Source organism: Microbispora cellulosiformans (assembly GCF_008728085.1).
Taxonomy (GTDB): Bacteria; Actinomycetota; Actinomycetes; order Streptosporangiales; family Streptosporangiaceae; genus Microbispora; species Microbispora amethystogenes.
The window spans coordinates 14,842-31,689 of record NZ_VYTZ01000002.1; the positions used below are offsets into that span (position 1 = coordinate 14,842).

Below are 16,848 nucleotides of genomic sequence, written 5' to 3' on the forward strand. Positions count from 1 at the left end.
ACCCATGGAATGCGAAAGGCCGAACCGCTGGACAGCGGCCCGGCCTTCTGATCTGCACTAACGTGGTGGGCGATACTGGGATCGAACCAGTGACCTCTTCGGTGTGAACGAAGCGCTCTCCCGCTGAGCTAATCGCCCGGGATCGTCCGCGCCTCGCGGCGCCGACGGGGAAAACCATACCGCACCCGAGGGGGTGATGGCGAAAGGACGGGGACGGCCGCGCCCGGGCGGGCCGGATCGTCCCGCCTTCGTCAACACCTTCGAAAGGTTCCCCAGACCATCCCCAGCGTGGGGGTGTGGTGTCATAGCATCGTGATGCTCCATGCTCGACCCATACGCACGACCTGAGATCAATCTCCCGCAACGGCATCGCCCGCGGGGCCCCGCCGACACGCAAACCAGAGGTAAGGACGAGCCTGTTGGTGATGTTTGAGCTGGTAGATGACCGAATGTCAAGCTGTGATGTGCGTTACAGAAGTGCCTGGAGGCGGAATCTTTCCTACGGGTCTCTTCGTTCGTCCTCGTAGCGTGAGCGCGCGGTGAGGCCCCGCATCAACAGTGAGACGCAGTGATAGCCCCTTGACAGGGGACCCGACGACGAAAAGGTTTGGCTGACGATGAACAGCACCACCGTCTCTGCCGAGCTAGGCCTTCGGCTTGTGGTCCCCGACCGTACGACCGTCCCCCTGCTCGCCGGCCTGAGCTATACGGCTGAAGATCCGTACGCCATCCGGATGGCCTTCCATGTGGGGAATGACGAGCCGGTCGAGTGGATCTTCGCCCGCGAGTTGCTGACCGTGGGCATCGTGCGGCGCGTCGGAGACGGGGACGTCCAGGTGTGGCCGGCCCGGTCGGACGGCGAGCGCACGCTCAACATCAGCCTCACCTCGCCCTTCGGGCAGGCACTCTTCGAGGTGCCGCTGGCCCCCCTCACCGAGTTCCTGCACCGCACCTACGAGCTCGTTCCCGCCGGCCGTGAGACCGACTTCATGGACCTGGACGAGGAGCTCACCAACATGCTCTGGAGCTCCTGAACCACCCCCGGGGCACGCGAGGCCCCCTGACCCACCCCAACCCGTTACCGAACCGGTCCGCACGAGCCGCGCGTACGACATAGCGTCCATACGTGGAGATCTACCGCGGGCTCAGGGACGCCGTACGGGCGTCACGGCCGATGGCCGCGCTGGCGGCGTCCGTCCTCCTGCTCCTGACGGCTGCCTGCACAGGCGGAGGCGGGCCCGGGCAGGCGGCTCCCTCCACGCTCCCCGGGCAGGACGAGATCCGCCACAGCCCCAACATCACGGTGATCGCGAACGTCCCCCTGACGGCACCGTTCGACGGGCCGGAGGACTGGGGCACCGACATGGCCTTCCAGGGCCGGTACGCCTTCGTGGGCAACTACCGGGGCTTCACGGTGCACGACATCGGCGATCCGGCGCATCCCAGGGTGGTCGCCCGGGTCGTGTGCCCCGGCGGGCAGAACGACATCTCCGTCTCCGGCGACCTGCTCTTCCTGTCCGTCGACCAGGCCCGTACGGACGACACCTGCGAGAGCGAGGCCGGCGACCGGCTCGCCGCGGACGAGTGGGAGGGCATCCGCGTCTTCGACATCTCCGACAAGGCCCACCCGCGATACCTGAAGGCCGTGCGCACCGAGTGCGGGTCGCACACGCACACGATCGTGCCGGGGCGCGACGCCCGCACGCTGTACCTCTACGTCTCCTCCCCCGGCCCGGAGCCGGGCTCGGTCAACTGCCCGCCGCCGCACCAGAACATCTCGATCGTGAAGGTGCCCGTCGACGACCCCGGCAAGGCGCGGGTGGTGGCCACGCCCGAACTGTTCGCCGCCCGCGAGCCCGGCGGCGAGCCCGGCAGCGCGGACGACGGCGCGGACGACGACCTCGCCGGCGGCTGCCACGACATCACGGCCTACCCGGAGAAGGGCCTCGCCGCCGGGGCGTGCTTCGGCGACGGCGTGCTGCTCGACATCTCCGACCCCGTACGCCCCAAGGTGCTCCAGACCGTACGGGACGAGGCGAACTTCTCCATCTGGCACTCGGCCACCTTCGACAACGCCGGGACCAAGGTCGTCTTCAGCGACGAGATGGGCGGCGGCGCGGCCCCCACCTGCCTGTCCTCCGTGAGCCCGACCCGGGGCGCGGACGCCGTCTACACGCTGACGCCGGACCGCAGACTCGTCCGCCGGGGCTACTTCAAGATCCCCCGGATGCAGGGCGCCAAGGAGAACTGCGTGGCCCACAACGGCGCGCTGGTGCCCGTCCCGGGCCGGGACGTGATGGTCCAGGCGTGGTACATGGGCGGCGTGTCGGTCTGGGACTTCACCGACGCCGCCCGTCCCCGGGAGATCGCCTACTTCGAGCGCGGCCCGCTCGCGCCGGAACTCCAGCTCGGCGGGTCGTGGTCGGCCTACTACTACAACGGCTACGTCTACTCCAGCGACATCACCAAGGGGCTCGACGTCCTGCGCCTCGACGACCCGCTGACCGATCCCGCCAGGAAGGTGCGGCTCACCGAGCTCAACGCGCAGAGCCAGCGGTCCTACTGACCATCACGCGGTCACGGGTCGAGGTCGCCCGCCGCGCGCTCGGCGAAGACCTTCATGGCCTCCAGCGTGACCGGCCCGGGCGCCTGCGGCAGCGCCCTGCCGTCCACCGCCCTGATCGGCTGGATGTCGCGGGTCGTGGAGGTGAGGAACGCCTCCTCCGCCTCGTACAGCGCCGAGATCGGCAGGTCGGCCTCCTCGCCGCCGCACCATTCGAGCGTGAGCGCGCGGGTGACCCCGGCCAGGCAGCCGGAGGCGAGCGTCGGGGTGACCAGGCGGCCGCCGACGACGGCGAAGATGTTGCTCCCGGTGCCCTCGCACAGGTTCCCGGCGAGGTTCTCGAAGATCGCCTCGGCGCCGCCGCGCTCCTTGGCGTACGCCAGGGCCTTGGCGTTGTCGCCGTACGACGTGCTCTTGACCCCGGCCAGCGCGCCGCGCTCGTTGCGGGGCCACGGCACGACGGTGACGTCGGCCGTGGCGGGGAAGGGCGCCTGCTCGCCCACGATGACGATCGCGTTGGTCCCGGCGGTCCCGCGGTCGGAGCCGAGCGGTCCCGGCCCGCTGGTATAGGTGATCCTGATCCGGGCCAGCGCCCACTTGGGCGCGGCCGCGAGGACGCGGCGCGCCCCGTCGGCGATCGCGGTCAGGTCGGGCTCGGGCAGGTCCATCCGCTTGGCCGACAGCGCGAGCCGGTCGAGGTGCCGGGTGAGCGCGAAGGACTCGCCGTTCACCGCCTTGATCGTCTCGAACACGCCGTCGCCGACCATCAGCCCGTGGTCGAAGACCGAGACCACGGCCTTGTCGGGTTCGTACAGGTCCCCGTTCACCCAGATCGGTACAGCCATCTCCCCGCTCCGTTCGTTCCTATCCGCTGCCGCCGTCACCCGAGGCGAGCCCGATGAGCCGCGCGGCCTTCAGCTCCGTCTCCTGCCATTCCCGCCGTGGGTCGGAGCCCCAGGTGATACCCGCCCCCGTGCCGAACCGGATCGTCTCGTGCTCCGCCCAGAAGGTGCGGATGCCGACCGCCAGCACCCCCTCGCGCCGGTCGGCGTCGACCCAGCCCACGGCCCCACAGTACGGCCCCCGGGGCTCTGGTTCGAGCTCACCGATGATCCGCAGCGCGGAGGACTTCGGCGCGCCGGTCACCGAGCCGGGCGGGAAGGTCGCGGCGAACAGCTCCGGCCAGCCGGCGCCGCCGGTCAGCCGCGCCCGCACCGTGGAGACCAGGTGGACGAGCCCGGGGTGCTCCTCGACCGCGTACAGCGAGGGCACGGTCACCGAGCCTACTTCGGCCACCCGGCCGAGGTCGTTGCGGACCAGGTCGACGATCATGAGGTTCTCGGCGTAGTCCTTGTCGAGCAGGTCGTCCGCCGTCACCCCGGTCCCCTTGATCGGCCGCGACTCGATCACCGGGCCGCGCCGGGAGAGGTACAGCTCGGGCGAGGCCGACACCACCGTGAGACCCGGCACGTCGACCACCGCCGCGTACGGCGCGGGGTTGCCCTCGGCCAGCCGTACGGCGAGGGCCAGGGGGTCGGCGCCCGGGACGGGCAGCGGCGCGGACAGGACGCGGCACAGGTTGGCCTGGTAGACCTCCCCGCGCTCGATGTGGTCCCTGATCCGCCGCACGCCCCGCTCGTAGCCCTCCCGGTCGAGCGAGGTGGTCCAGGCGTCGCGGGCGGGACCGCGCCAGGGCCGGCTCGGCGCCGGGAGCGGGGCGGGCCGCACGGAGTCGAACCGCGCGCAGACGACCTTCCCCTCGTACGACACCACCACCGCCCACCAGCCGGAGCCGTCGAGGGCGGCCAGGTCGGTGGTCACCTCCCGTAGACCGGTGGCGAGGCGTCCCCCGATGTGGGCGAAAGGGTCGTGCACGTCTCCATTGTCGCAATCCCCCGCCCCTGCCCCGCCCCTCCGCGGGTCCGTCAGGCGCGTCCCGCCGCCGGAAGGCCGGCGCCCGCGCCCAGCAGGCCGAGCAGCGCGGACGCGGCGGGCAGGGGCGCGGTACGCGGCAGGGCAGCGTAGACCGTCCGCCGCGGGGCGAACCCGCCGAGCGAGCGCAGCGCCACGTCGGGCCGTACGGCGGGCGCGGCCATGGCCGGGACGAGCGTCACCCCGAGCCCGGCCGCCACGTAGCCGAGCTTGCCGGTCCACTCCGCGATCCGCAGGTCGATCCTCGGCGCGAAGCCCGCCCGGGCGCAGGCGGCGCCGAGCATGGTCACCGTGCCGGGAGGGGCGCCCTCGATCCAGCTCTCGTCACGCAGGTCGCGCAGGTCGACCGTCGCCCGGCCGGCCAGCGGGTGGTCGCCGGGGAGGGCGACGAGCAGTTCGTCCTCCATCAGGCGGGTGACCTCGACCTCCGGCCCGGCTCCCAGCCCGGAGGGGTAGTCGCTGACCACCGCGATGTCGATCTCGGCGCGGCCCAGGCCGTCCATGAGGTGGGTGCTGAGGCCCTCCACCATGCTGACGGTGACCTCCGGCCGGGCCGCGCGCAGTTCCCGCAGGGCGGCGGGCACCAGCACGGCGTTGGCGGTGGCGAAGGCGCCGACGCGCAGCCGCCCGCCCGTGCCCTGGTGGATCGCGGCGAGCTCCTCCCCCGCCCGGCCGAGCCGTTCGAGCACCTCACGGGCGTAGCGGTGCAGTGTCCGGCCCGCGGGCGTCAGCCGTACCCCCCGGGGCAGCCGCGCGAACAGCGGGCCGCCCGCCTGCGCCTCCAGGGTCGCGATGCGCCGGGACACGGCTGACTGGGTGTAGTTGAGCTGCAGGGCGGCCGCGGTGAACGACCCGGTGCGGGCCACGACGTCGAGCAGCACAAGCGCGTCGGTGTCGAACATGCTCCGATCCATGAGCCGGGGGAATGAGTGCCATGCACTCTAGTCGCTGGTGGAATGGCTTGTTTCTCCCATAACGTCCCAGGACATGATTGCTTTTCTTGGCCTGGGGCGCATGGGTGTTCCGATGGCCGGACGCCTCGTCACCGCCGGTCACAAGGTGGCCGTGTGGAACCGTACGCCACGGGACGTGCCGGGCGCGGAGGCGGCCCCCTCCCCGGCCGAGGCCGTCGCCGGGGCGGACATCGTGATCACCATACTGAGCGACCCCGAGGCGGTCTTCGAGGTGGTGGGGGCGGCGCTGCCGGGGCTGCGGGCCGGGTCGGTCCTGGTGGAGATGTCCACGATCGGCCCGGACGCGGTGCGGCGGCTGCGCGGGCTGCTCCCCGGCGGCGTGGGGCTGGTCGACGCGCCCGTGCTCGGCAGCGTGGGCCCCGCCGCCGAAGGGACCCTGGTCGTGCTCGCCGGCGGGCGGCGGGAGGACCTCGACCGCGTGGCGGACGTGCTGCCCGTGTTCGGGAGGGTGCACGAGGCGGGCGGGCCGGGAGCGGGGGCCTCGACCAAGCTCGCGGTGATGAGCATGGTGGTGACCGCCCAGGTGAACCTGGCCGAGACCCTGGCGTACGCGGACGCGCTGGGCGTCGGCCGCACCGCCCTGCTGGACGTCCTCGGGGCGACCCCGCTGGCCGGGCTGGCGGAGCGGCTGCGGCCCGTGGCCGAGTCGGGCCCGTTCGAGACGCGGTACGCCCTGGGCCTGGCCGCCAAGGACCTGCGGCTCGCGACCGAGGGGCCGGGAGTGGTCCAGTCGGTGGCCGCCGCGGCCCGCGACCGGCTGGCGGAGGCGGTCGCGTCCGGCCTCGGGGGCGACGACCTCACGGCCGTCTTCCCCTTCGTCTCGGGCGCGGGCTCCTCGCCCGAACAGGCGTGACGGCTCCCTTGTAAGGGCCCGGTCAGGCCAGGGGGCCGACGGCGGACTCGGCCGCGCCGACCACGGCGCCGCTCGCGACGAGCCGGACGACCGCCTCGATCTCCGGCGCCAGGAAGCGGTCCTGCCCGGGCCCGGCCACCGCCTCGCGCAGCGCCGCGACGACCGCGCCCGTCCCCGGCGCCGGTTCGCACGGCCGGCGCAGGTCGAGCGCCCGCGCGGCGGTGAGCACCTCGATCGCGAGCACGCGGGTGAGCCCGTCGACGGCGCGGCGCAGCTTGCGCCCGGCCGACCAGCCCATCGAGACGTGGTCCTCCTGCATCGCGGAGCTCGGGATCGAGTCCACACTCGCCGGGACCGCCAGCCGCTTCAGCTCGGACACGATCGCCGCCTGGGTGTACTGCGCGATCATGTGGCCGGAGTCGACGCCCGGATCGTCGGCGAGGAACGCCGGAAGGCCGTGGCTGCGGGCCACGTCGAGCATGCGGTCGGTGCGCCGCTCGGAGATCGAGGCGAGGTCGGCCGCCGCGATGGCCAGGAAGTCGAGCACGTACGCCACGGGAGCGCCGTGGAAGTTGCCGTTGGACTCCACCCGGCCGTCGGCGAGCACCACCGGATTGTCGATCGCGCTCGCCATCTCCCGGGCGGCGACGGCCGAGGCGTGGGCGAGGGTGTCGCGGGCCGCCCCGGCGACCTGCGGCGCGCAGCGCAGGGAGTAGGCGTCCTGGACGCGGGTGCACGAGCCGTCGCGGTGCGAGGCCATCACGCCCGACCCGGCGAGCAGCGCCCGCATGTTGGCCGCGGCCAGGGCCTGGCCGGGGTGGGGCCGCAGCGCCTGAAGCTCGGCCGCGAACACGTGGTCGGTGCCGAGCAGCGCCTCCACGCTCATGGCCGCGCCGATGTCGGCGGTGGTGAGGAGCGCGGACAGGTCGTGCAGCGCCAGCACGAGCATGCCGAGCATGCCGTCGGTGCCGTTGATCAGCGCCAGCCCCTCCTTGGCGGCCAGCTCGACGGGCTCGACGCCGTGTTCCTTGAGCGCCTCGGCGGCGGGCCGCGAACGTCCCGCGGCGTCCCGCACGACCCCTTCGCCCATGATCGTCAGGGCGACGTGGGAGAGCGGGGCGAGATCCCCCGAGCAGCCGAGGCTGCCGTACTCGTGCACGACCGGGGTGAGCCGCGCGTTCAGCAGCGACTCCAGCACCCGGGCCGTGACCGGGCGTACGCCGGTGTGCCCGGTGGCGAGCGTGCGCAGCCGCAGCAGCATCATGGCCCGGACGACCTCTGGCTCCACCTCGGGCCCGGAGCCGGCCGCGTGCGAGCGGACGAGGCTGCGCTGGAGCCGGGCGCGCAGCGAGGGGTCGATGTGCCGGGTGGCGAGCGCGCCGAAGCCGGTGGAGACGCCGTAGGCCGGGGTGTCGGCCTCGGCCAGTTCCTCGATCCTCCCCCGCGACGCGGCCATCTCGGCGATCGCGTCGTCCGTCAGCCGCACCGGCGCTCCGTCCCTCGCGACGCGGACCACGTCGGCGAAGGCGAGCGGCCCGGGACCGACGGCCACGACCTCGTCGTCGTGCATCGTCCCCCTCCTTCACCATCCCTTTGGTAACCACCGTATTCTAGATTAGGTCCTTACATCCATGGGCCCCCTCCAGTCCCTCGCGCCCCGGCTCCGTCCGCCGGAGCTCCGCTCCCGCGATGCCGGACGGTCGCCCGGACTCCCGGCGTGAGCAGGGCGAACGCCGCTGATTTGGGGAGTCGCCGGAGATTGGATAAAGTGCTTCGCGTGAGTCCGGCCGAGAGCCGGGACGCGGAAGTGGCTCAGTGGTAGAGCATCACCTTGCCAAGGTGAGGGTCGCGGGTTCGAATCCCGTCTTCCGCTCGGAGATCTACACGGTGGAGTGGCCGAGAGGCGAGGCAGCGGCCTGCAAAGCCGCGTACACGGGTTCAAATCCCGTCTCCACCTCTTGGTTCGTCCAAGGGCGATTAGCTCAGCGGGAGAGCGCTTCCCTGACACGGAAGAGGTCACTGGTTCAATCCCAGTATCGCCCACCATCATCGATGGCCTCCTCACCAGAGGAGGCCATCGGCGTATCCGGACCTCACACCTGGCGATCCCGCCGCCCCGCCGCGGCGACCGCGGGGGTGGTCGTGGGGAGCGGATGTTCGGGGACGGGCCGGCGGGCGGGCGGCAGGGCGATGGAGAACCAGACGACCTTGCCGTCGCGCCGTCCGGGGACGACGCCCCACGCATGGCTGAGCAGCTCGACCAGCACCAGCCCGCGGCCGCACTCCGCGATGTCGTCCTCCTCGCCGGGCAGTGCGCCGGCGGGGGTGGGCCGGCGCGTGCCGACGCCGTCCCACACCTCCACGTACAGGTGCTCCCGGGCCAGCCGGGCACGCATGACGACAGAATGCGAGCGGTGGCCGGATGCCGTGGCGGCCTGTATCGCTTGCACCGCATTGGTGACGACTTCGGAGGTGAGCAACTCCGCGTCGTCCGCCATGTCCGAAAGCTGCCACCTGGTCAGGATCGACCGGACGAATTGGCGAGCCCGGGAAATCACGGCGGGACACGCGGCGAGCGGCAGCTCCTCGGAAACGCGGCCAGAAGCCGGGCTGAACGGTGATTGCATGATGGGACCTGGTTCCGGAGCGGGTCGATGGAGAAGTGACCGCTCAGCTGGCAGGGGGTGAGGAGCCGGCGGGCCAAGGCGTACTGACGTGCCTGTCATGGTGAACGGTCAGACAGCCGGAGAGCGAGTCGCGGCCCCGATACCCTTGCCAGTTCACGGGCCGATCGGCGCGGCCGATCAGCTTGACCGATCAGCTCGGGCGATGTCTCTTCACCAGGTCAGGTGCGCCGTTAGGGTGACCGAAAAGCATGTGGCTGGGAAAGGTCGCCGATGAACGTCAGCCCCCAAAGCGGACACGATATTGATCCCGGTGTCTGGGAACAGCCCACAATGCGACAGGTCCTTGCCGTCAGAGATATTTCCACCGTTTTCCGGATTCTGGGTCAGCGGGGATTGTCTCAGCGCGCGATCGCGGCACGCACCGGGCAGTCGCAGTCGGAGGTCTCCGAGATCGTCGCCAACGGCCGGCAGGTCATGGCCTACGACGTGCTCAGCCGCATCGCCGACGGCCTCGGCATTCCGCGCGGGTACATGGGCCTGGCCTTCGACGTCTCCTCGGCGCGCCCCGCCGCGCCCGCCCCACGGCAGGGCGACGAGGACGAGCAGGCGCGTCGCCTGCTGGCGCACGCCGCGCAGGTGACCGTCGGCGCGATCGAAGGCGACGTGGAGCAGTGGGCCGAGCCCCTGCCGGATGTCGCCACCCCCCTGCCCGGGCGGATCGGGATGGCCGACGTCGCGCAGGTGGAGTCGGTGACCCGCGCGCTGCGCGCCCTGGACTACCAGCAGGGAGGCGGCGTCTGCCGCGACGCGGTGGTGGCGCAGCTGGCCTGGTCACAGCGACTGCTCCACACCTCCTGCTCACCCGATGTCGTGCGCCGCCTGCACAGGGCGCTCGCCGACCAGCACAACCTCGCGGGGTGGACGTCCTTCGACGTCGGCCTGTACGGCTCCGCCATCGACCACCTGGCCCGCGCTCTGGAACAGGCTAAACACGCCGACGACCCCTCGCTGATGGCCAACATCCTCTACCGGATGGGCCGCGTCCAGTTGCACCGCGGCCGCGTCCAGGAGACCCTGCGGTTCTTCCAGCTGGGACAGCTCTGCGCGCAGGACGCCAACTGCGAACGCACGGTGGCGATGCTCTGCGCGAACGAGGCCTGCGCCTACGCCCTGCTCGGCAACGCCGAACTGGCGCTCAAATCGATGACCCGGGCCCGCGACGAGCTTGATCGCGCCCACGAGCGTCCCGCGCCCTGGGTGAGCTTCTTCGGCCACGCCGATCTCGCCGCCAGCATGGGCATGGTTCACGCCGACCTGGGCAGCGCGCACCTGGAGGCCGCCGTGGAGCACCTCACCCAGGCGCTCGCGGGCCGCGACATGAGCATGACCCGCAGCCGTACGTTCGAGCTGACCGCCCTCGCCACGGTGTATCTGAAGGCAGGAGAGATGACCAGCGGAGTCGACACCGGCCACCAGGCCGTCACGCTGGCGGCGGAGATCCGGTCGACACGGATCATCGACCGCCTGGCGCCCCTGCAGGAGGCCGCCATGGCCCGGGCCGCCCGCCATTCCGACGCCCGTGACCTCGCGCAGCGCATCTCGGCCCTGCGGGCGGCATGACAACGACCTCCGCCGCCGGTGCGCTCACGCGCGAACGGCTCAACGGGCTGCTGGAGTCCGTCTGCGACCGCGCGGGGCTCTCCTCGCGAGACGCCGAACTGGTCAAGTTCACCAACAACGCGGTGTTCCGCCTTCGTCAGGCGTCCGTCGTCGTGCGCGTCGCCGGGTCCACGGCCGCCCGCACCCGCGTGCCGACGGTGGTCCGGGTCGCCCGCTGGCTGGCGCGGCACGACTTCCCGGCGGTCCGGCTCCTGTCCGGCGTGGAACAGCCGTTGCACGTGGACGGCCATGTGATCACTTTGTGGGAGTACCTGCCGGAGATCGGCCCGCGCCCGGACGGCAGGGATCTCGGGGCTCTTCTGCGACGCCTGCACGCCCTGACCGATCCACCGCCGGACCTGCTCCAGTGGCGGCCGATGGCGGAGGTGCGCCAGCGCCTCGCCGAGCCGGAAGACCTGTCCGCCGACGACCACGCCTTCCTGCTGTACGAGTGCGACGAGGTCGAAGGACGGCTCGCCGATCTCCGCTACGTGCTCAAGCCCGGGGTCATCCACGGGGACGCGTTCCTCGGGAACGTCATCGCCGGCCCGCACGGGCCCGCGCTGTGCGACTTCGACGGCACGACGATCGGCCCGCGCGAATGGGACCTGGCCCCGGTGGCGGTCGGCAGCCTGCGCATGGACTATCCGGAGGACGACCACGGCCCGCTGTCCAAGGAGTACGGCTTCGACGTGACCCGATGGGAGGGCTTTCCGGTCCTGCGGCGGCTTCGTGAGCTCAAACTGGTCACCAGCGTGCTGCCCATCCTGCGCAGCAATCCGGCGATCCGTCCGCAGTGGGAGCACCGGATGCGCAGCTTCAGGGCCGGTGACCTGAACGTCAGGTGGCAGACGTACGGGTGAGCGGCGCGCCCCTTCCCCTCGTGGGTGCGCCCCGCACCGGCGGGTCAGGTCTGGTCGTAGACGAGGAGGGGTCAGGTCTGGTCGTAGACGAGGAGACCGTCGTCGCGGAGGCGGGCGCCGGAGGCCGGCACGTGTTCGGTGAGCCGTCCGTCGTGTGACAGGTGCAGCACCCGGGCGCCCCGCGCGAGGACCGCGAAATCGGCGATGATCCGCCGGTGGCAGCGCCACCAGAGGCTTTCCGCGCACATCACGGCCGTCCGGGCCGTACGCGCCCCTGCCAGCAGATCGCCGGCGGCGGCCAGGAAGTCCGGATGACGGGTGTATCCGGCGTATCCCCGGAACGAGGCGTTCTGCCAGAAGACGTCGGGCGAGTCCGGAGCGGCCCTGCGGAACCCGCCCAGCCGGCTCTCCCAGCGGTAGCCGATCCCCGCGTCCGGCAGCCAGCCCGCCAGCGCCGCGCGGGCGGCGTCGGGATTGCGGCGGCTGCCGGGGGCGGTCCTGACGTCCACCACCTGCTGGACTCCGGCGCCGCGCAGCAGCGGGATCAGCTGCCCGCGCGGCGCGGTGCCGTGCCCGAAGGTCAGCAGCGTCACGGAGGCCATGGCCGGCTCACTCCCGGCGGTGCTCCCCGGTGCCGGCAGGCCCGTGACGATGTGGTTGTCCATGCGCGGCCTCCGTCAGCCCGGAGGGCGGCGGGAGGGCAGCCGGAAGGCGGCAGGAGGGCACGGCGAACCGGACGACCGGCCGGGCCCCGGACGGCCGCTCTCCGAAGGCGCGCGGGTCAGTCGGCCCGGGCGAAGAGCTCGTCGAAGAGCTCCAGCGCGGCCCGTCGTACGTCGTCGGGAGCGAGGCCGTTCAAGGTGTCGCGCGCCTGGGCGGCGTCGCGGGTCGTGGCGAAGGTGATCGCGACCGATTTGGCGGCCGCGTGGCGCAGCGATCCGGTGGGCGCGCTGTCGGCCAGTGCCTCCGCGCTCGCGGCCAGGTCGAGGTTGTCTTTGCCGGTCTGGGTGGTCAAAGCGTTCTCCTGGTGTGATGGCGGCTTGACCCATTATCCGTGATGGGTCCGTGACGCGGGGCGGCACCCCGCATTGTTCGCGTGTCCCCTCCCGTTTCGGCGGCCCTTTTCTTGATTTTCCCGGCCTTCCCCGGGCCCTTCTCACCGCCCGGCGAGGCGGGTCCGTACGACGAGGTCGTGCAGGGCGTCGCGGGCCGCGGGGGCGTCCGGCAGCGCGGAGGAGGCACCGGCGTCCTCCAGGGCCGCGGTGAGCGCGTCGAGGTCGGCCGTGAGGCGTTCCCGGCCGGGCGCGTCGCCCGGCGGCGCGCCGTGCTCGGCCGCGCGCTTGGCCGCGACCAGACCGGCCAGGTAGGGCGGAGCGCCGTCGAGGAGCAGGGTCAGGTCGGCGACGAGTTCGCCGCTGCGCATGAGGCGGATGCCCGTCAGCAGCACCCGGAACGCGTAGAGCAGCGGTTTCAGCTCTCCCGTACGGTCGAACAGCCGCCGCTGCGTGCGGGCGAAGCCCAGGTAGTGATGGGCGTGGTGGCGGGTGAGGCAGGCCGGGACGAGGGCGCGCATCTCCTCGTGCAGCGGGGACGTGCGCACGACCAGCGGCGACAGGAGCTGTTCCAGCACGTATCCGTTGCGGCCCAGCAGCAGGCGGCAGAACTTGGCCAGGTCGTGGGTCACGAGGTCGACCTCCACGCCCTCCCGCACCCACGACCTGATCACGGTCTCCTCACCCGTGCGCAGGCCGACGACCTCCTCGGCGGGCAGCACGTGCACGCCCCGCAGGTCGACGTCGGAGTCCACCGAGGGGAATCCGTACAGGTGCGCGCCGCTCACGGTGGCGAAGGCGAGCGGATGCCGCTCGCCCGCGGCCACCTCGGGCAGCCAGGACGGCAGGACGACGGTCACGGCGCCTCCCCTCTCGCCAGACTCGCCCCAGGAGCGCTCACCTTGGGAGCGTTCACCTTCGGCACGATCACCTTCGGCACGATCACAGAGCCGACCTCCGCACCTCGATCAGGAACTCCTCGACGGCCGTCCGGTCCGGCCGGTCCGGCAGCGCGCTCCCGGGCCGCCCGGCCGGTTCGGCCAGCTCGGCGAGCAGGCGCCCGCGCCACTCCAGGACCTCGGGCCAGGGCGTCTCCCCCCGCCGTACGGCCAGCAGCCGGTCGCGGTGGGCGCCGACGCAGACCAGCGGCTCCCCGTGCCGGGCCAGGAAGGAGGCGCCGAGCAGCAGCCGGATCATGTGCATCGCCATCTTCCACCGCCTCGCGTCACCGTCGCCCGGCCGTAGCGGGTCGTCGGGGCGGAGGCGGCGGAACTGCCGGTCGGCGGAGCCCGCGAAGGCCCGCTCCGCCCGGCGCGACAGGAACGCGCGGCGGATCGCCAGCAGCCGCTCCCCCGGCGGGGTGACCAGTTCGACGAGCGGCGACCACAGGCACTCCAGCGCGGCCGGGTTGCCGTCCAGCCCGAGCACGCAGAACCGCTCGACCTCCCAGGAGAACTGCTCGGGCAGCGGGCCTTCCACGTGGTCGGGCGGCTTGTCGAGCCGCCAGAACCTCGCCGTCGGCGTCACGAACACGCCGCGCCGGTCGACGTCCGACTCCCCCGTCTCCAGCCCGTACGCGCGCGAGCCGGCGACGACGGACAGGATGCTGCCCGCGGGGGCCGCCAGGGTCATGTCGCCGGATCTTGTCACAAAGGTAGGCTCCCGGGTCGGGACGCGGAAAGGTAGCGAATTAATGGCCGATTTTGGGCATGACCTGTGGTTCGGGGCCTTCCTCAGGCCGGACGCGGCGGGGCACCACCGGATCGTCCGGCAGGCCGTGCTGGCCGACGAGCTGGGGCTCGACGTCATCGGCGTCCAGGACCACCCGTACCAGCCGTCGTTCCTGGACACCTGGACGCTGCTGTCGGTGCTCGCGGCCCGCACAGAGCGGGTGCGGCTGTTCCCCGACGTGGCGAACCTCCCGCTGCGGCCGCCCGCGGTGCTGGCCAGGGCCGCCGCGTCGCTCGACATCCTCAGCGGCGGCCGGGTGGAGCTGGGGCTCGGGGCCGGGGCGTTCTGGGACGGCGTCGCGGCCATGGGCGGCCCGCGCCGCGACCCCGGCGACGCGGTCGAGGCGCTGGAGGAGGCCGTCGCGGTCCTGCGCGCGCTGTGGACGCCCGGCGAGGGCGTGCGGCTCGACGGCCGGCACTACCGGCTGGAGGGCGCGCGGCCCGGGCCGTTCCCGCCGCATCCGATCGGGCTGTGGATCGGCGCGTACAAGCGGCGCATGCTGGAGCTGACCGGGCGGCTCGGCGACGGCTGGGTGCCCTCGTCCGGGTACGCCGCGCCGGAGGATCTGGGCGCGATGACGGCGATCCTGGACGCCGCCGCCGAACGGGCCGGGCGCGACCCCGCCGGGATCCGCCGCGTCTACAACATCGAGGGCCGGTTCTCCGGCGCGGCCGGGGAGGGGTTCCTGAACGGGCCGCCCGCCGTGTGGGCCGAACAACTCGCCGGCCTCGTGCGCGACCACGGCATGAGCGTCTTCGTGCTCGCCGTGGACGACGACAGGGACCTCAAGGTCTTCGCCGAGGAGGTCGCCCCCGCCGTACGGGAGGCCGTGGCGCGGGAGCGCGGACGGGCCGACCGGGCCGACCGGGCCGGACGGGCGGACGAGGACGCGGTGGCCTCCGCCGGCCACCGGGCCGCGGCCTCGGCTCCGGCCGTCCTGGACGAGGCCACCCGGCCGCGGCTGCCCAAACGGGACCCCGCCGCGCTGACGCCGCAGCAGCGGGCGGCCGGGCAGCGGCTCGTGCTCATCCACGACCACCTGCGCCGGGAGCTGACCCAGGTCAGGGATGCCCTGGAGCAGGTCGCCGCGGGCCGCTCCGACGCCGCCGCGCTCCGCTCGTTGATCAACGAGCTCACCATGCGGCAGAACTACTGGACGCTGGGCACGTTCTGCGCGTCGTACTGCCGCCTGCTGACCACCCACCACACGATCGAGGACGAGCACATGTTCCCGATGCTGGCGGCGGCACAGGCGTCGCTGGCGCCGGTCGTCGAGCGGCTGGAACAGGAGCACGAGGTGATCGCCGAGGTGCTGACCGGCCTGGACACCGCCCTCGTGGCGATGATCGAGGACCCGGACCGGCTCGACGGCGTCCGCGCGCAGGTGGACCTGCTGTCGGACGTGCTGCTGTCGCACCTGCGCTACGAGGAGGAGGAGCTCGTCGAGCCCATCTCCCGCCTCGGCCTCGACATCTGAGGCCGGAAACCGGGGTGCGCCGGCCGGGTCCGCGCGCCTACGCTGCCGCCGTGCGCGATCTCGCCCTGCTGCCCAAGGCCCACCTGCACGTCCACCTGGAGAGCACGATCCGCCCGGAGACGCTGGCCGAGATCGCGGCGGCCAACGGCCTGCCCGTGCCCGCCCGCCCCGCCGGGGCCTTCGCCGGCTTCCGCGACTTCGCCGACCACGGTTCGCTCGTACGGGAGTGCCTGGTCCGGCCGGAGGACTTCCACCGGATCGCCGTCGAGTTCTGCGCGGACGAGGCGGCGCAGGGCACCCGGTGGGCGGAGGTGACCTTCACCGCCGCCTCGCACGGCGAACGGCTCGGCGCCCCGGAGATGCCGCTGGAGGCCGTGCTCGCCGGTCTCGCCGAGGGGCGCGCGGCGTACGGCGTGGAGTGCGGGGTGCTGCTCGACCACTCGCGGCGGCGGCCGGTCGACCGCGCCCGGCGCACGGTGCGGCTCGCCACCCGGTACGCCGGAGACGGCGTGCTCGGCGTCGGAGTGGCCGGTGAGGAGTCCTATCCGCTCGCGCCGTTCGCCGAGGTCTTCGCCGCCGCGGCGGACGCGGGTCTGCACGTCGTGCACCACGCGGGCGAGAGCGAGGGCCCCGGCAGCGTCCGCGAGGCGATCACGGCGGGGCGCGCCGAGCGCCTGGGCCACGGCGTCCGGGTGCTGGAGGACCCTGACCTGACCGCCGAGGTGCGCGAGCGGGGCATCCCCCTGGAGGTGTGCCCGTCGTCCAACGTCGCGCTCGGCCTGGTGGACGGTCTCGCGGCCCATCCGCTCCCCCTGCTGCGCGAGGCGGGGCTGGTCGTCACGCTGAACACCGACATCCCGTCCGTCATCGGGACCACCCTGACGGACGAGTACGCCAGGGTCCGAGGCCTTCGGCTACGACGACGCGGTGCTGGCCGGGCTCGCCCGCGCCTCGGCGGACGCGTCCTTCGCACCGGAGGAGACGAAGCGGGCGCTGCGCCGCGACGTCGACGCCTGGCTCGCGTCTTGAGTGTCCGGTGATGCGCGGCGGACAAGCGTCAATAAAGGCGCATTTGTGACCAGAACGGAGCCAAGTGGCGCGAGTCAGGCGTGTTTCC

16 protein-coding genes and 4 tRNA genes are annotated in these 16,848 nt (G+C 72.7%); 10 read left to right on the plus strand and 10 right to left on the minus strand.

What is annotated here, in order from left to right; genetic code table 11:
- Nucleotides 1-63 precede the first annotated feature (63 nt).
- A tRNA-Val gene (locus tag F5972_RS04200) sits at nt 64-138 on the minus strand.
- 479 nt (nt 139-617) lie between these two features.
- Here F5972_RS04200 and F5972_RS04205 point away from each other — a divergent pair.
- Together F5972_RS04205 and F5972_RS04210 are read left to right on the plus strand one after the other, a co-directional pair.
- On the plus strand, nt 618-1,034 hold the full coding sequence (locus F5972_RS04205; RefSeq protein WP_036329836.1) for an SsgA family sporulation/cell division regulator: 417 nt from the start codon (nt 618-620) through the stop codon (nt 1,032-1,034).
- Nucleotides 1,035-1,174: 140 nt separating this feature from the next.
- Entirely contained in the window at nt 1,175-2,566 is a 1,392-nt protein-coding gene (locus F5972_RS04210; RefSeq protein WP_150932503.1) for an LVIVD repeat-containing protein, read from the plus strand.
- 11 nt (nt 2,567-2,577) lie between these two features.
- Here F5972_RS04210 and F5972_RS04215 read toward each other — a convergent pair whose 3' ends face one another.
- From F5972_RS04215 to F5972_RS04225, 3 genes are read right to left on the minus strand one after another with little or no spacing between them, the layout of a single operon-like run.
- Complete coding sequence (locus F5972_RS04215) at nt 2,578-3,408, minus strand: aminotransferase class IV (protein WP_150931340.1); 831 nt, start codon at nt 3,406-3,408, stop codon at nt 2,578-2,580.
- A 19-nt stretch (nt 3,409-3,427) separates the two neighbouring features.
- Nucleotides 3,428-4,438 carry a chorismate-binding protein gene (locus tag F5972_RS04220; protein WP_150931342.1) on the minus strand — a complete coding sequence of 337 codons (1,011 nt, stop codon included), beginning with the start codon at nt 4,436-4,438 and terminating at the stop codon, nt 3,428-3,430.
- 50 nt (nt 4,439-4,488) lie between these two features.
- Nucleotides 4,489-5,397 carry a LysR family transcriptional regulator gene (locus F5972_RS04225; RefSeq protein WP_150931344.1) on the minus strand — a complete coding sequence of 303 codons (909 nt, stop codon included), beginning with the start codon at nt 5,395-5,397 and terminating at the stop codon, nt 4,489-4,491.
- Between the two features lie 85 nt (nt 5,398-5,482).
- On the opposite strand from F5972_RS04225, the gene F5972_RS04230 reads away from it, so the two are divergent.
- Nucleotides 5,483-6,322, plus strand: coding sequence for an NAD(P)-dependent oxidoreductase (locus F5972_RS04230; protein ID WP_150931346.1), 840 nt, complete (start codon nt 5,483-5,485; stop codon nt 6,320-6,322).
- Nucleotides 6,323-6,344: 22 nt separating this feature from the next.
- Here the strand turns inward: F5972_RS04230 and hutH are convergent, their stop codons facing one another.
- A complete protein-coding gene (gene hutH, locus F5972_RS04235) occupies nt 6,345-7,892 on the minus strand; it encodes a histidine ammonia-lyase (RefSeq protein ID WP_150931348.1) in 1,548 nt (515 codons plus the stop codon).
- Nucleotides 7,893-8,123: 231 nt separating this feature from the next.
- On the opposite strand from hutH, the gene F5972_RS04240 reads away from it, so the two are divergent.
- The 3 genes from F5972_RS04240 to F5972_RS04250 all read left to right on the plus strand — a co-directional run bounded on the left by F5972_RS04240 (nt 8,124) and on the right by F5972_RS04250 (nt 8,368).
- Nucleotides 8,124-8,195: transfer RNA gene (locus tag F5972_RS04240), tRNA-Gly, on the plus strand.
- 13 nt (nt 8,196-8,208) lie between these two features.
- Nucleotides 8,209-8,279, plus strand: a tRNA-Cys gene (locus F5972_RS04245).
- A gap of 14 nt (nt 8,280-8,293) precedes the next feature.
- Nucleotides 8,294-8,368 (plus strand) — tRNA-Val (locus tag F5972_RS04250).
- A 47-nt stretch (nt 8,369-8,415) separates the two neighbouring features.
- On the opposite strand, the gene F5972_RS04255 is transcribed toward F5972_RS04250, so the two are convergent.
- On the minus strand, nt 8,416-9,048 hold the full coding sequence (locus tag F5972_RS04255; RefSeq protein WP_150931350.1) for an ATP-binding protein: 633 nt from the start codon (nt 9,046-9,048) through the stop codon (nt 8,416-8,418).
- Between the two features lie 294 nt (nt 9,049-9,342).
- Between F5972_RS04255 and F5972_RS04260 the strand changes: the two genes are divergently transcribed.
- Both F5972_RS04260 and F5972_RS04265 read left to right on the plus strand, forming a co-directional pair.
- Nucleotides 9,343-10,569, plus strand: a complete 1,227-nt coding sequence (locus tag F5972_RS04260; protein WP_263641791.1) for a helix-turn-helix domain-containing protein — start codon at nt 9,343-9,345, stop codon at nt 10,567-10,569.
- A complete protein-coding gene (locus F5972_RS04265) occupies nt 10,566-11,471 on the plus strand; it encodes a phosphotransferase enzyme family protein (RefSeq protein WP_150931354.1) in 906 nt (301 codons plus the stop codon). The genes F5972_RS04260 and F5972_RS04265 overlap by 4 nt, the downstream gene beginning before the upstream one ends.
- Before the next feature lie 71 nt (nt 11,472-11,542).
- On the opposite strand, the gene F5972_RS04270 is transcribed toward F5972_RS04265, so the two are convergent.
- The 4 genes from F5972_RS04270 to F5972_RS04285 form a co-directional block, all read right to left on the minus strand.
- The gene (locus F5972_RS04270) at nt 11,543-12,136 is read right to left on the minus strand and encodes a DUF488 domain-containing protein (RefSeq protein ID WP_225311159.1); all 594 of its coding nucleotides are present in this window, start codon (nt 12,134-12,136) and stop codon (nt 11,543-11,545) included.
- Nucleotides 12,137-12,252: 116 nt separating this feature from the next.
- Nucleotides 12,253-12,486, minus strand: coding sequence for an RNA-binding protein (locus tag F5972_RS04275; RefSeq protein ID WP_138460151.1), 234 nt, complete (start codon nt 12,484-12,486; stop codon nt 12,253-12,255).
- Between the two features lie 141 nt (nt 12,487-12,627).
- Nucleotides 12,628-13,383 carry a nucleotidyltransferase domain-containing protein gene (locus F5972_RS04280; protein ID WP_150931356.1) on the minus strand — a complete coding sequence of 252 codons (756 nt, stop codon included), beginning with the start codon at nt 13,381-13,383 and terminating at the stop codon, nt 12,628-12,630.
- An 82-nt stretch (nt 13,384-13,465) separates the two neighbouring features.
- A complete protein-coding gene (locus F5972_RS04285) occupies nt 13,466-14,173 on the minus strand; it encodes a nucleotidyltransferase domain-containing protein (protein WP_225311160.1) in 708 nt (235 codons plus the stop codon).
- A gap of 43 nt (nt 14,174-14,216) precedes the next feature.
- On the opposite strand from F5972_RS04285, the gene F5972_RS04290 reads away from it, so the two are divergent.
- On the plus strand, nt 14,217-15,731 hold the full coding sequence (locus F5972_RS04290) for an LLM class flavin-dependent oxidoreductase (RefSeq protein ID WP_150931358.1): 1,515 nt from the start codon (nt 14,217-14,219) through the stop codon (nt 15,729-15,731).
- A gap of 50 nt (nt 15,732-15,781) precedes the next feature.
- The gene (gene add / locus F5972_RS04295; RefSeq protein WP_225311161.1) at nt 15,782-16,771 is read left to right on the plus strand and encodes an adenosine deaminase; all 990 of its coding nucleotides are present in this window, start codon (nt 15,782-15,784) and stop codon (nt 16,769-16,771) included.
- Nucleotides 16,772-16,848 lie beyond the last annotated feature (77 nt).